The organism is Veillonella infantium, from assembly GCF_002959895.1.
Taxonomy (GTDB): domain Bacteria; phylum Bacillota; class Negativicutes; order Veillonellales; family Veillonellaceae; genus Veillonella; species Veillonella infantium.
Genome location: NZ_PPDD01000010.1, coordinates 180,067 through 193,397, shown reverse-complemented (window position 1 = coordinate 193,397; position 13,331 = coordinate 180,067). Strand labels below are relative to the sequence as shown.

Annotated in this window: 11 protein-coding genes, 1 tRNA gene and 1 other RNA gene; all 13 read left to right on the top strand. The window is 39.5% G+C overall.

What is annotated here, in order from left to right:
- Positions 1-44: 44 nt before the first annotated feature.
- The 13 genes from VCHSUH03_RS07070 to VCHSUH03_RS07010 all read left to right on the top strand — a co-directional run bounded on the left by VCHSUH03_RS07070 (position 45) and on the right by VCHSUH03_RS07010 (position 13,206).
- A complete protein-coding gene (locus VCHSUH03_RS07070; protein WP_105094515.1) occupies positions 45-1,082 on the top strand; it encodes an ABC transporter substrate-binding protein in 1,038 nt (345 codons plus the stop codon).
- Positions 1,083-1,148: 66 nt separating this feature from the next.
- Entirely contained in the window at positions 1,149-2,495 is a 1,347-nt protein-coding gene (rimO, locus tag VCHSUH03_RS07065; RefSeq protein WP_105094514.1) for a 30S ribosomal protein S12 methylthiotransferase RimO, read from the top strand.
- A gap of 37 nt (positions 2,496-2,532) precedes the next feature.
- Complete coding sequence (locus tag VCHSUH03_RS07060; protein WP_105094513.1) at positions 2,533-3,780, top strand: competence/damage-inducible protein A; 1,248 nt, start codon at positions 2,533-2,535, stop codon at positions 3,778-3,780.
- A gap of 4 nt (positions 3,781-3,784) precedes the next feature.
- Positions 3,785-4,825, top strand: a complete 1,041-nt coding sequence (gene recA, locus VCHSUH03_RS07055; RefSeq protein ID WP_105094512.1) for a recombinase RecA — start codon at positions 3,785-3,787, stop codon at positions 4,823-4,825.
- Between the two features lie 2 nt (positions 4,826-4,827).
- Complete coding sequence (locus VCHSUH03_RS07050; protein WP_060923958.1) at positions 4,828-5,271, top strand: regulatory protein RecX; 444 nt, start codon at positions 4,828-4,830, stop codon at positions 5,269-5,271.
- 196 nt (positions 5,272-5,467) lie between these two features.
- Positions 5,468-7,012 (top strand): ribonuclease Y, encoded by a 1,545-nt coding sequence (gene rny, locus VCHSUH03_RS07045; RefSeq protein WP_105094511.1) that lies wholly within the window; start codon positions 5,468-5,470, stop codon positions 7,010-7,012.
- Between the two features lie 250 nt (positions 7,013-7,262).
- Positions 7,263-9,035, top strand: a complete 1,773-nt coding sequence (gene dnaG / locus VCHSUH03_RS07040; RefSeq protein ID WP_105094510.1) for a DNA primase — start codon at positions 7,263-7,265, stop codon at positions 9,033-9,035.
- A gap of 23 nt (positions 9,036-9,058) precedes the next feature.
- On the top strand, positions 9,059-10,222 hold the full coding sequence (gene rpoD / locus VCHSUH03_RS07035) for an RNA polymerase sigma factor RpoD (protein ID WP_105094509.1): 1,164 nt from the start codon (positions 9,059-9,061) through the stop codon (positions 10,220-10,222).
- Between the two features lie 201 nt (positions 10,223-10,423).
- Positions 10,424-10,498 (top strand) — tRNA-Ile (locus tag VCHSUH03_RS07030).
- A gap of 69 nt (positions 10,499-10,567) precedes the next feature.
- Positions 10,568-11,299, top strand: a complete 732-nt coding sequence (locus VCHSUH03_RS07025) for a tRNA (adenine(22)-N(1))-methyltransferase (RefSeq protein ID WP_105094508.1) — start codon at positions 10,568-10,570, stop codon at positions 11,297-11,299.
- 15 nt (positions 11,300-11,314) lie between these two features.
- Complete coding sequence (locus tag VCHSUH03_RS07020) at positions 11,315-12,418, top strand: Nif3-like dinuclear metal center hexameric protein (RefSeq protein WP_105094507.1); 1,104 nt, start codon at positions 11,315-11,317, stop codon at positions 12,416-12,418.
- 50 nt (positions 12,419-12,468) lie between these two features.
- An RNA gene (gene rnpB, locus VCHSUH03_RS07015) (RNase P RNA component class A) lies at positions 12,469-12,819 on the top strand.
- 57 nt (positions 12,820-12,876) lie between these two features.
- On the top strand, positions 12,877-13,206 hold the full coding sequence (locus VCHSUH03_RS07010; protein ID WP_105094506.1) for a thioredoxin family protein: 330 nt from the start codon (positions 12,877-12,879) through the stop codon (positions 13,204-13,206).
- The last annotated feature ends 125 nt before the right edge of the window (positions 13,207-13,331 follow it).

Sequence of the window (13,331 nt, the reverse complement as noted above, 5' to 3'; positions counted from 1 at the left end):
TCTATTCTGGTTTGGGAATACGTTATGTCTTATAGGAGGCATATATGAAACGGTGGATTGCTCCGGGCGTTTTAGCCCTATTTGTTATAGGAATGTTAACCTATGGCGTAAACTTTTACCATCAAGAACAGTTAGAACATGCAAAAGAACCTGTTCGTGGTGAGATTACTGTTTATACAGACTTGCCGAACAATATAACTACATTGCTTGCCGACCGATATGAAGAGGAGAAAAATGTAAAAGTTACAGTTATGCCTCTTACAGAAGAGCAAATGGCCCAACGGTCGGCTTCAAATGTAGCTGATACATCTGGTGATCTGGTACTTACCTCTGAAGATAATCTTGTTGTAGGGGCAAATGTAGGGAAATATGCACCTATCGTTAATGAGAGAATTGACGAAGTACGTGATAATCTAAAAGATATAAATGGGTATTGGGTAGGTCTTTGGTATGATCCTATTGTATTTGTTCAAAATGACACCTTCTACAATGGGATAGGTAAATATATTACTACTTGGGATACATTGGGAAAACAAGGTGATTGGTCTATTGTGATGACCGATTTTGTAGCATCCCAAAATGCAGCTAATTTGTTATATAACATGGTGGAATATAGAGGCGAGCCTGAGGCACTGAACTATTTATATAGCTTAAAGCCACATATAATACAACATGCCAAGTTCTTGTCTACTCCAGTTCGCTTAACTGCGTTAGGAGAGTCTAATATCGGCATTGGTAATTTGTCTGATGCAGCCCAATATACTCGTCATGGATATCCGATTAAGGTTATATACCCAACAGATGGAACATCTTATTATGTAACTGGCGCTGCTGTATTAAAAAATTCAAAACATAAAGCAGATAGCGTTGAATTTATTAATTGGTTGTTATCTACAAAGACTGCAAAATATATGGTTGAAAATAATTTCACCTATATATTTACGAATCCAGAAATGGATGAGCCAAAAGACTCATTGGGGCACGAGTTAATTTTATGGCCTGTTAATGGTGGTTACACTATAGATGGTAAAAAGTTATTGTTAAATCACTGGGTTAGCCAAGTGCGCTTCCGCAAGGAGTAACTCAGTTATATAGATCCTATTACAGGAAGTAAATTGAGAAATAAACTAGTTATGAAAGGATATAGAATGGGTAAGAAATTAGGGTATGTTAGCCTAGGTTGTGCTAAAAACTTAGTAGATACAGAGGTAATGTTAGGCTTATTGAAAGATAATGGCTATACGATTACAGAGGACCTAAGCGAAGCAGATCTTATCGTTGTAAATACCTGTACCTTTATTGAGAAAGCAAAAGCCGAGTCTATTAATACTATTCTTGAGGTGGCTCAATATAAAGATGATGGTAAATGTAAAGGCCTTATTGTAGCAGGTTGCTTAAGCCAACAATATCAAGATGAATTATTCCAAGAAATTCCTGAAATTGATGCTTTAATCGGTACAGGTGCATGGGATCAGATTATGGTAGCCGTTGATGCTATTGAACATGGTAATCGCAGTTGTATCATGGAAAATATTACAAATATTTATGATGAGCGTATGCCGCGTATTCAAACAACGCCTCGGTACAGTGCATATGTAAAAATTGCTGAAGGCTGTAATAATGGTTGTACCTTCTGTATTATTCCAAAGGTGCGTGGTGCGTTCCGCAGTCGTACTATTGAGTCTATTAAGGCTGAAGTAGAACGATTGGCTGCATCCGGTGTTAAAGAGGTCGTTCTTATCGCTCAAGATACAACTAGTTACGGTATTGATCTAAATGATGGTAAACCATTGTTGACTACATTGCTTAAGGAATTAACTGCCGTAGAAGGTATCGAATGGATTCGCATGTTATACTTATATCCAACTTTCTTCTCCGATGAATTGTTAGATATTATCGTTAATGAGCCAAAACTTTGTAAATATGTAGATATTCCACTACAACATGTGAATAACGATATTTTAAAACAAATGAATCGTCGTGATGATCGCAATGATATTGAACGTTTGCTTAAGAAGATTAGAAATGCACCGACACATATTACATTGCGCACATCTATCATCGTTGGGTTCCCTGGTGAAACAGATGAACAATTTGAAGAACTTTGTGACTTTGTAAAAGAAATAAAATTTGATAATATGGGCGTATTTACTTACTCTCAAGAGGAAGGTACACCAGCTGGTGCCCGTGAAGATCAAGTGCCAGAAGAGGTGAAAGAAGAACGTTATCATATTCTCATGTCCATTCAAGCAGCTATTTCTGAAGAGAATAATCGCGATTTAGAAGGTACTGTTGACTATGCAATGGTGGAAGAAATCGAGGACGGCGAGAATGGTACATTACTAGCTAAAGGACGCTTGAAATCTCAAGCTCCTGATGTAGACGGCAACATGTACATCGAAGACTGCGGCGAAGATATTAAACCTGGTGACATCCTCAAAGTACAAGTAGAACAAGGTTTTGCGTATGATGTAGTAGCTACGGTTGTAGAATAAAACACAGCTCGATTCTTTCGATTGTGGAGGTGATCTGATGATTGTAGAACTTATTTCTACAGGTTCAGAATTATTGCTAGGCGATACAGTGAATACAAATGTATCTTGGCTAGCACAAGAATTAAATAAATTAGGCTATACTATTGCTCATCAATCTGTAGTGGGGGATAATCCTAAGCGCATGGCAGAGGTCTTTCAATTAGCTAGCACTAGAGCGGACATCGTTATTAGTACTGGCGGACTAGGACCAACGCAAGGAGATATTACGCGTAATGTATTAGCCGATTCTATTGGACGACCTATTGTATTTAATCAAGAGGCAATGGATGAGGTTAAACATTTCTTTGAAAGTGTAAAACGAACTGTACCCGATGCAAGTCGTCGAGAAGCTGAGTTACCTGAAGGCGCAAACGTATTACATAATCCGGTAGGCGTGGCGCCTGGTGTTGTAGTGGAAGATGGCGATACTACATACATACTTTTGCCAGGACCTCCTGGTGAGATGAAGGGTATGTTCCACGATAGTGTGGTGCCTTATTTAATGAATCGATTTGGTTCACAAGGTGTTGTTACCTCCTATCGCTATGGGGTATACGATATTCGCGAAATTGATTTAGAAAATACCTTAATGGATCTCATTAAGAACCAATCGAATCCAACCATTGCGTTGCTCATTAAAAAGGGGTACATAGAGGTTCGTATTACTGCTAAGGCTGATACCTTAGAGGCTGCACATGAGCTTCTAAATCCTTGGGATGCTATCATTCGAGAACGGTTAGGCTCTCGGGTAGGTCGCGATTTATCTATTTCCATGGAGGAAACTCTGGGGCGTGCTTTACTAGAGGAACATAGTACGATTAGTACTGCTGAATCTTGTACCTCTGGCTTAGTTGGTAAGTTATTGACTAATGTCAGTGGTAGTAGTGAATACTACATGGGTGGCGTTATTTCGTATAGCAACGACATCAAACATCGTGTACTAGGTGTACCTCAAAACATGCTCGATACGTATGGTGCCGTAAGTGAGCAAGTCGCTAAGGCTATGGCAGAGGGGGCACGAACTGTGGGTCAAACAACATATGCCGTTTCTACGACTGGCATAGCTGGTCCCGGCGGTGGTAGCCCTGAGAAGCCGGTTGGTCTTGTGTGGTTCGGTGTAACTGGACCTCATGGGACAGTAGCTCACAAGGCTAATTTAATTGGTAATCGCGAAGATATTCGACAAAGTGCAGCAGAGCTAGCACTATATTATGTGTATACTTATATAACAGAAAAGGGGAAATAAAATAATGGCTGTAGATGGCAGACAAGCAGCGTTGGATAACGCGTTAAAACAAATTGAAAAAGATTTTGGTAAAGGCGCTATTATGCGTCTTGGTGAAGCAGCTGATCGCATGAACGTAGAGGTTATCTCCTCCGGTTCTCTTGCTATCGATATCGCTGTTGGTGTAGGGGGCTTCCCTCGCGGCCGTGTAATTGAAATTTACGGTCCAGAATCTTCTGGTAAAACAACAGTAGCGCTTCATGCTGTAGCAGAAGCGCAAAAACAAGGTGGCATTGCGGCTTTTATTGATGCGGAACATGCGATGGATCCTGTATATGCTCGTAACTTAGGTGTAGATATTAATAATCTATTGATTTCTCAACCAGATAATGGTGAACAAGCTCTTGAAATTACAGAGGCTTTAGTTCGCAGTGGCGCTGTAGATATCGTCGTAGTTGACTCCGTTGCAGCTTTAGTTCCTAAAGCTGAAATCGAAGGCGAAATGGGCGATGCTCACGTAGGTCTTCAAGCTCGTTTGATGAGTAAAGCATTGCGTAAATTGACTGGTATTATTAGCAAGTCTAAAACTGTTGTTATCTTTATCAACCAATTGCGTGAAAAAGTAGGCGTAATGTTTGGGAACCCTGAAACTACAACAGGTGGTCGTGCATTGAAATTCTATTCTTCTGTACGCCTTGATGTTCGTAAGGGTGAACTTATTAAAGCTAACAACGAAAACGTTGGTGCTCGCACTAAAGTTAAAGTAGTTAAAAACAAAGTAGCACCTCCATTCAAAACAGCAGAATTTGACTTGATGTATGGTGAAGGTATTTCTAAAGCAGGTACTCTTATCGATATTGGTACAAATATGGAAATTATCAATAAATCTGGTGCATGGTATTCCTACAATGGGGAACGTATGGGCCAAGGTAAAGAGGCGGCTAAACAATACTTGCTCGACAATCCACAAATTGCTGATGAGATTGATCGTATTATTCGCGATACATTAGCGGTTGGCACTGAAGAAATCGATGTAATCGGTGAAGAAGTAACTGAAGAAGTGTAATCATGAGTGAAGAAACGATGCAAGCTGCTATGGATCAAGCGTATCGCTTCCTAGCTCAACGATTTCTAAGTTCCTATGAACTGACACAAAAAATGAGACGTAAACAAATCGAGGACCCAATCATTGAGAGGGTCCTCGAACGCCTTAGAGACTATGATTATATCAATGATGAGCGCCTGTCTGAACAAGTATTAAACTATTTGATGAAAGAACAAAAATACGGCGCCTACATGATTAAGCAAAAGATGAAACTTAGAGGTCTTACTGTGCCTCCGGAAATCTCTGATTATGATGAAGTGAAAGCCGCTTATCGTGTGGTGGAGAAAAAATTTGGTTCCATTCTCAATGAGGACTGCACTCCTCGTGTAAAAGTCTTTAATTTTCTCAAATATAGAGGGTTTTCAACGAGTACTATCCAAGTTGTGTGCAATGATTTTTATGAATAGATAGTACTTTTTCTGAGGCCTTACCAGGCTTGTAAAATCTTGACAGAAAGGGCTTTCAAGTCTAAAATTAATAATAGCCTTATTTATTTATATGATGATATGGCTAAATGATAATTTAATGCATGAAGGGCATAAAAAGGAGCATGAAAGCTCGATTTTGAGAATTTAAGAGGAGGTGAGACAGATTTTAGAAGATGTGGGACATATTTTAGAGTATTGTCTAATTGCAGTGGTAATGGTACTGATTGGACTAGGGGCAGGCTATTTTTTTAGAAAAAATATTGCTGAAGGAAAACTGAATCAAGCTGAACAAGAGGCTGCACGCATCATCGCAAATGGTGAGCGCACAGCTGAGTCTAAAAAGAAAGAAGCTTTATTAGAAGCGAAAGAAGAAATTCATAAGCTCCGTTCTGATGTAGAACGAGAAAATAAAGATCGCCGTTCTGAACTTCAACGTATGGAACGTCGTATTCTTCAAAAAGAAGAATCTTTGGATAAAAAATTAGACAATATTGAACACAAAGAGGAAGCTTTACATCGCAAAGAAGCTGACTTAGCCCAAAGCCGTGAAAAAATTGAAGCTTTGTATGAAAAACAAATGGCAGAGTTAGAACGTATTTCTGGCATGACATTTGAAGAAGCTAAGAATATCTTGTTAACAAATGTAGAACAAGAGATTCGTCATGAAACGGCAATTATGGTTAAGGAAATGGAGCAGCAAGCTAAGGATGATGCGGAGAAAAAAGCAAAAGAAATTATCTCCTCTGCAATCCAACGTTGCGCAGCTGACCATGTGGCGGAGACTACCGTATCCGTAGTGGCATTGCCTAATGATGAAATGAAAGGCCGCATTATTGGTCGTGAGGGCCGTAATATTCGTGCACTCGAAACATTAACAGGTATTGACTTGATTATCGATGACACACCAGAAGCAGTTATTCTTTCTGGCTTCGACCCAATTCGTCGTGAAGTGGCTCGTATTGCTTTAGAAAAATTGATTGTAGATGGTCGTATCCATCCAGCTCGTATTGAAGAAATGGTTGGTAAAGCTCGTAAAGAGGTTGACCAAACTATTAAAGAAGCTGGTGAACAAGCAACATTTGAAGCTGATGTTCATGGCTTACATCCTGAAATTGTTAAGATTTTAGGTCGTTTGAAATATCGTACTAGTTACGGTCAAAACGTTTTGAAACATTCTATTGAAGTATCTCATTTAGCAGGTTTGATGGCAGCTGAACTAGGCTGTGATGTAACATTGGCTAAACGAGGTGGTTTGATCCATGATATTGGTAAAGCATTAGACCGTGAACTTGAAGGTTCTCATGTTCAAATCGGTGTTGATGTGGCTCGTAAATATCGTGAAAGCGCAGCAGTAATTAACTGCATTGGCGCTCATCATGGTGATGAAGAGTTCCAATCTGTAGAAGCTGTATTAGTAGCAGCTGCTGATGCTATCTCTGCGGCTCGTCCAGGAGCACGTCGAGAAACATTAGAAAACTACTTAAAACGTTTATCTAAATTGGAAGAAATCGCTGAATCCTTCGAAGGCGTTGAAAAATGCTTTGCTATTCAAGCAGGTCGTGAGATTCGCGTTGTAGTAAAACCGGATAAGATTGATGAAGCTGAGTCTACATTACTTGTTCGGAATATCGTAAAACGCATCGAGTCTGAACTCGAATATCCAGGCCAAATTAAGGTCGTAATTATTCGTGAAACTCGCGTTGTGGATTACGCAAAATAATATGCTATAAGCGATAAGTATAGGCTGCAATGATTCATTGCAGCCTATTATTATCAAATTTCATTTGCATATAATTTAAAGATACGGAGTATAGGAATCCTTATGTATTGATCTTTAATAGATGATGATTCCTATGATTCGTATCGGTTATTAAACCGGTTGACTCGATAATTGATTAAATTACTTTACAAATAGAGGATTTTTTATTTGTATATCGAATTAATATATATAAGGGAAGGAGGCGTTGGCTATGAGCAGATATTTTGAAAATGAATTGATTGAACAAATCAAAGATGCAAATGATATTGTATCTGTAATATCCGAGCATGTAGCTTTAAAGAAACGGGGCAAGAACTATTGGGGTTGTTGTCCATTTCATAATGAAAAGACGCCGTCCTTTAGTGTTGCCCCTGAAAAGGGCTTTTATTATTGTTTTGGCTGTCATGCATCGGGGAATGTCATTAAATTCCTCATGGAACTAGAGCATTTAAGCTTTGTAGAGGTTCTAGAGCGGCTTGCTAATCGTGCTAATATTCCCTTGCCGGAGGCAAAACTTTCACCAGAACAACGAGCTCGAGATGAACGACGAAAAAAACTATATGAAGCTTCAGAATTAGCGGCTACATTTTTCCATAACTGCCTTACTCAAACATCGATTGGTAAGGTGGGCCTTGATTACTTAAAAAAACGGGGCCTTACAAAAGATACAATTGAAAAATTCAAATTAGGCTTTGCTCCAGATGGTTGGGATAAGTTGTATCGCGCCTTTCACGAACGTGGTATCGATGATTCTATTCTCTTGGAGTTGAATCTGGTCCGTAAAAACCAAAAGGGACAGTTTTACGATTTCTTTAGAAACCGAATTATGTTTCCTATTATGGATGGTAAAGGTCGTGTAGTTGCCTTTGGTGGTCGTGTTATGGATGACAGCACGCCAAAATATTTAAACTCACCAGAATCAGCCATCTTTGAAAAGGGAAAACTATTATTTGCCTTTGATAAGGCTTATAAATCTATTCGTCAAGAGAGACAGGCTATCCTTGTGGAAGGGTATATGGACGTTATATCTGCTCATAACCATGGTGTTACTAATGTAGTAGCATCCTTGGGGACGGCTTATACACGAGATCATGGTAATATATTAATGAGGCAGGCTGATGAAATTGTGCTGGCCTATGATATGGATGGTGCAGGTCGTCAAGCAGCAGCTAGGGCTATAGAATTATTACAAAATACGGACTTTAAGGTGCGTGTTCTGGCTATGCCAGATGGTAAGGATCCAGATGATTATGTGCGTAATCATGGAGGACAAGCATTTAAAGATTTAGTGGCTAAAGCGGTTAAGCCTCTTGATTATTTATTAAGTGAGTCCTTAATTAAACACGACACAAATAATACGGAAGGGAAGCAAGCTGTTATGGCTGATGTATTCCCATATATTGCTAATATAGATAGTCAAACACAACGGGATGATGCTCTAAAGACATTGGCATTACCACTATGGCTTGATAATAGTAGTATTTTTAGATATTTCCGAGACTATGTAAAAAAAGGACAAATTGAATTGGTTGATACTGCGTCTACACCGTTGCCAACACAGGATTTACCTAAAGGTGATGCAGAAAAATTATTGTCCTTAGCCTTTACAGATGGTGAAGTGTTACAACATATGATGAGCTATTTGCCATTAGAAGACTTTGAAAAAATTGAATATCGAGGTATAATAGAAAAGATATTCACCTTATTTAAACAAGAAGGTCGTCTAGATGATACTGCCATTCAATCTGTTTTATCCCCATCGGAGTATGATATTTACTCTAGATTGGTTGTTATGAGTGACGATGAATATAAGGTACAAGTGCCTGGATTAATCCGCAAGATCAGGATTCATTCATTGCGTGAACAGTATAAAGCGCATTCAATTATGGCGGATCAATTAAAACGGGCAGGAGATTCGACATTTATTAGCGAATTACATAAGTGTCAGGAAATACAGAACTTAATTAGAGAATGGTCTAAGTAATATAATGTAAGAAGGAGAGCGCTGTGGCTAAGAAAGTACAAAAAAGTCAAATAGAGGAGATTGTAGAACAACTTCTTGAAAAAGGCCGAAAAACCGGCGTGTTGACACAATCAGAGATTTCAGATGCTCTTCATGAGCAAACTGGACTTACTGCGGAACAATTAGACGATATTTATACTACATTTGGTAAATTAAATATTGAAGTAGTGGCTGATATCGACAGTGAGGATGCGGACGCTAATCCAATAGAACCAGAAGAAGAGGATGAAGAAGATACTTCTAGTGAAAAGAATATCTCCATCGATTTAAGTGTAGACTCTGGTGTTAACATTGATGATCCTGTACGTATGTATCTCAAGGAAATTGGTCGTGTCCCATTGCTTTCTGCAGATGAAGAAATCGTTTTAGCAAAGCAAATTGAAGCTGGCGCAGCAGAAGATGCTACATATAAAGATATTCAACTTGCCAAAAAGGCTAAGAAAAAATTGGTAGATGCTAACTTGCGCTTAGTTGTAAGTATTGCAAAACGTTATGTAGGTCGCGGCATGTTATTCTTGGATTTGATTCAAGAAGGTAACTTGGGCCTTATTAAAGCTGTAGATAAGTTCGATTATACAAAGGGTTATAAATTCTCCACATATGCAACATGGTGGATTCGTCAAGCTATTACTCGTGCTATTGCGGACCAAGCTCGTACGATTCGTATTCCTGTACATATGGTAGAAACAATCAATAAATTGATTCGTATTTCCAGACAATTATTGCAAGATAAAGGTCGTGAACCATTACCAGAAGAAATCGCAGAAGGTATGGGCATTACGGTAGAGCGCGTGCGTGAAATTCAAAAAATCGCACAAGAGCCAGTATCATTGGAAACTCCAATTGGTGAAGAGGAAGACTCTCACTTGGGAGACTTTATTGAGGACCAAGATGCTATTGCTCCAGACGATGCAGCTAGCTACATCTTATTACAAGAACAAATTGAAGATGTATTTACATGCTTAACTGACCGTGAGCAACAAGTATTGATTTTGCGCTTTGGTTTGAAGGACGGCAAACCTCGTACATTGGAAGAAGTAGGTCAACATTTCAATGTAACTCGTGAACGCATTCGTCAAATAGAAGGCAAAGCGCTTACTAAATTGCGCAATCGTGGTAAACGCGATAAAATTAAAGACTTCTTATAAGATGTTGGATCTTTTAAGGGTTGTAATGCAGTGTTCTCTAGCACTGTGTTACAGCCCTTTTGTGTTATATTACTGTCTATGCCCGTTCTCTACTGCAGAAAATATGGCAAAATATAGCTCATGAAACAGTTATAGAAATACGGTGTGCCTTGACTTAGTACTAGCCTATTCGGTATAATTAATGAGCTAGAAACTAACTGTGGGCCTATAGCTCAGGGGTAGAGCAACCGGCTCATAACCGGTCGGTCCCTGGTTCGATCCCAGGTGGGCCCACCAATTATGTTGATATCTACCGTCCTTGAGAATTCAAGGGCGGTTATTTTTATATATAGTAATAGAGGAATTATGGAACCTAGGCCTATGATGGATCGCTTAGAGGCGGTGTTTTCAATCGTACCAAAAGCTCATGCAATAGCTGATATTGGTACTGATCATGGATATTTAGCAGTAGAACTCATCAATCGTAATCGTGCTGAATTTGTTATTGCTGGCGACGTGCATAAAGGACCTTTAGAATCTGCAAAAGAATATGTTCAATCTTGTGGGTTAACTTCTAAAGTAGATTGTCGATTAGGGGATGGTCTAAAGGTAACAGAGAAGGGCGAATTAAATGGTGCCATTTGCTGTGGTATGGGTGGATATCTCATGCGCGATATTGTAGATGCCGGTCCAGAGCCTTTAGAGTTCTACGTATTACAACCACAGAATGGACAAAAAGAATTACGTCAATATATGGTACAAAAGGGCTATGTTATCGTCCTTGAAATCATCGTTGAAGATGCAGGAAAATTATATACTGCATTTTTAGCGATTCGCGAAGATTGTGTAGAAAAGTATACAGGTACACCAATCCAAGAAAATGTGTATGCTGCATTGCCTGAAGAATCCTTACTGTGGTCTGTGGGAGCTCTTCTTGAACAAGAACGTCCACCTCTTTGGCAGAAATACATTGAATATTTGATTTACCAACGCCAGTGTGCACTTGATGGTATGACTGATAAATTGAGTCACACCCAAAAATATAAGGAACTAGATGATGAAGTAGCGTTTCTTCGTAGTCTTTTAGAAAATAGATAGAAAGAAGTGAGATATATGACAACAGTTCAACATGTTATTTCGTTAATGGAACAATTAGCACCTCGTCCCTATGCTGAATCATGGGATAATGTAGGCCTTATGGTAGGAGATCGCAATGCAGTAGTTACAGGCGTATTAACGACCTTAGATGTAACTGAGGAAGCTATAGCCTATGCTATTGAGCATAACTGCAATTTGATTGTCAGCCACCACCCATTAATCTTTAAAGGTTTAAAACAGCTATCTTGCGATACGGCGCAAGGGCGAATGATTAATCAGCTGATTCAACAGAAGATTGCCGTTTATAGTGCTCATACAAACCTCGATATTGCACCAGGCGGTCTTAATGATATGTTGGCAAATCAATTAGGTCTTATAGATATAAAAGGTTTTGTTAAAACCGGGGAAGACGCTCTATATAAGGTGACTACCTTTGTACCTGAAAGCGCTGCTGATGCGGTCCGTCATGCTATGGGGACTGCAGGGGCAGGAAAAATCGGTAACTATGAGTACTGTAGCTTTAGTCTTCACGGAGAAGGACGCTTCATTGGCAATGAAGCGTCTCATCCCGTCATCGGTGAAGTAGGTACTTTGACGGTAGCACCCGAGGTACAAGTGAATGCGATTGTAGATGGTATTCATTTAAGCCAAGTCATTGAATCTATGAAAGCAGCACATCCTTATGAAGAAGTAGCTTATGAAGTTGTGTCTTTAGTAGAGCCTACAGCTTCTACTCAGTATTTAGGAAGAGTCGGCCTTTTGCCAAATGCATTAACTTTAGATACCTTCCGTGAATGGGTACAGGAAGCATTACCAGAGGCTAATATTCGTTTTGCTGGCGTAGCACCTAAAGAAATTCAATCCATAGCACTATGTTCTGGTGCCGGTGCTGAATTTATTAAAGATGCAGCTCGCTTGCATGTAGACGCATATGTTACAGGTGATGTGAAATATCATGATGCACAATTAGCTAAAGAGCTTGGATTGCTTGTAGTTGATGCAGGACATTTTGGTACAGAATCTATTGTTGCTAGCGGTTTACGTGACTATTTACTTAGTAAAGATATATCTGTTCCTGTGAAAGCTTTTACAGAACAGAATGATTTCTTTTTCTTATAATATTGCATTTTCTTGCAACAAATGGGCTAGCTATGATAAACTGAATTGAAGCAAGTATGAAAGACGGTTGCGAGTCCATAGGACTCGAGGAAAGTCCGAGCTCCATAGGGCAGGATGCCAGATAACGTCTGGCGAGGGTAACCTTAGGGAAAGTGCCATAGAAAAGGAAACCGCCACGCCAGTGGTAAGGGTGGAAAGGTGAGGTAAGAGCTCACCAGCAGTCTGGTAACAGGCTGGCTCGGTAAACCCCATCCGGAGCAAGACCGAATAGGGAAGGGTTAAGGGTGGTCCCGCCTACCTTCCGGGTTGTGTCGCTCGAGCGTGCAGGCGACTGTACGCCTAGAAAGATAATCGTCACCGCGCAAGCGGAACAGAACTCGGCTTATTGATTGCTTGCTTCCATATACAGGATATAATTTATAGTATATAAGATTGTAGATCTTTGTTAGGAGAACTTCATGGCAATTACAGCAATTACTAGTGTACAAGAATTTGATGAAAAAGTACTTGGTTCTAAAGGCTTGGCTATTGTTGATTTCTGGGCTGCTTGGTGCGAACCTTGTACTGTTATGCGTCCAGAGGTAGAAGCGGTAGCAGAACGTTTTAATGGTCAAGTAGAATTCTTTAGCGTTGATGCGGAAGATAAAAATCTTCGTGGCATTTTATTGAAAGAAGACATCGATGGCATTCCATCCATGGTATTCTTCCGTGATGGCAAAATGCTTGATTCCCTTGTGGGTTACAAAAAAGCTGACGTGCTTGAGGCCCTAATTAAGGAAATCATATAACAGTCTAATAACTGTTAAAAATTTACAAAAACATAGCATACAGAGCTGTATATAAGAGAAATTACCTCTTATATACAGCTTTTTTTGTATAAATTCTATAGTTATTAGTTTTATAAAGTGCTATA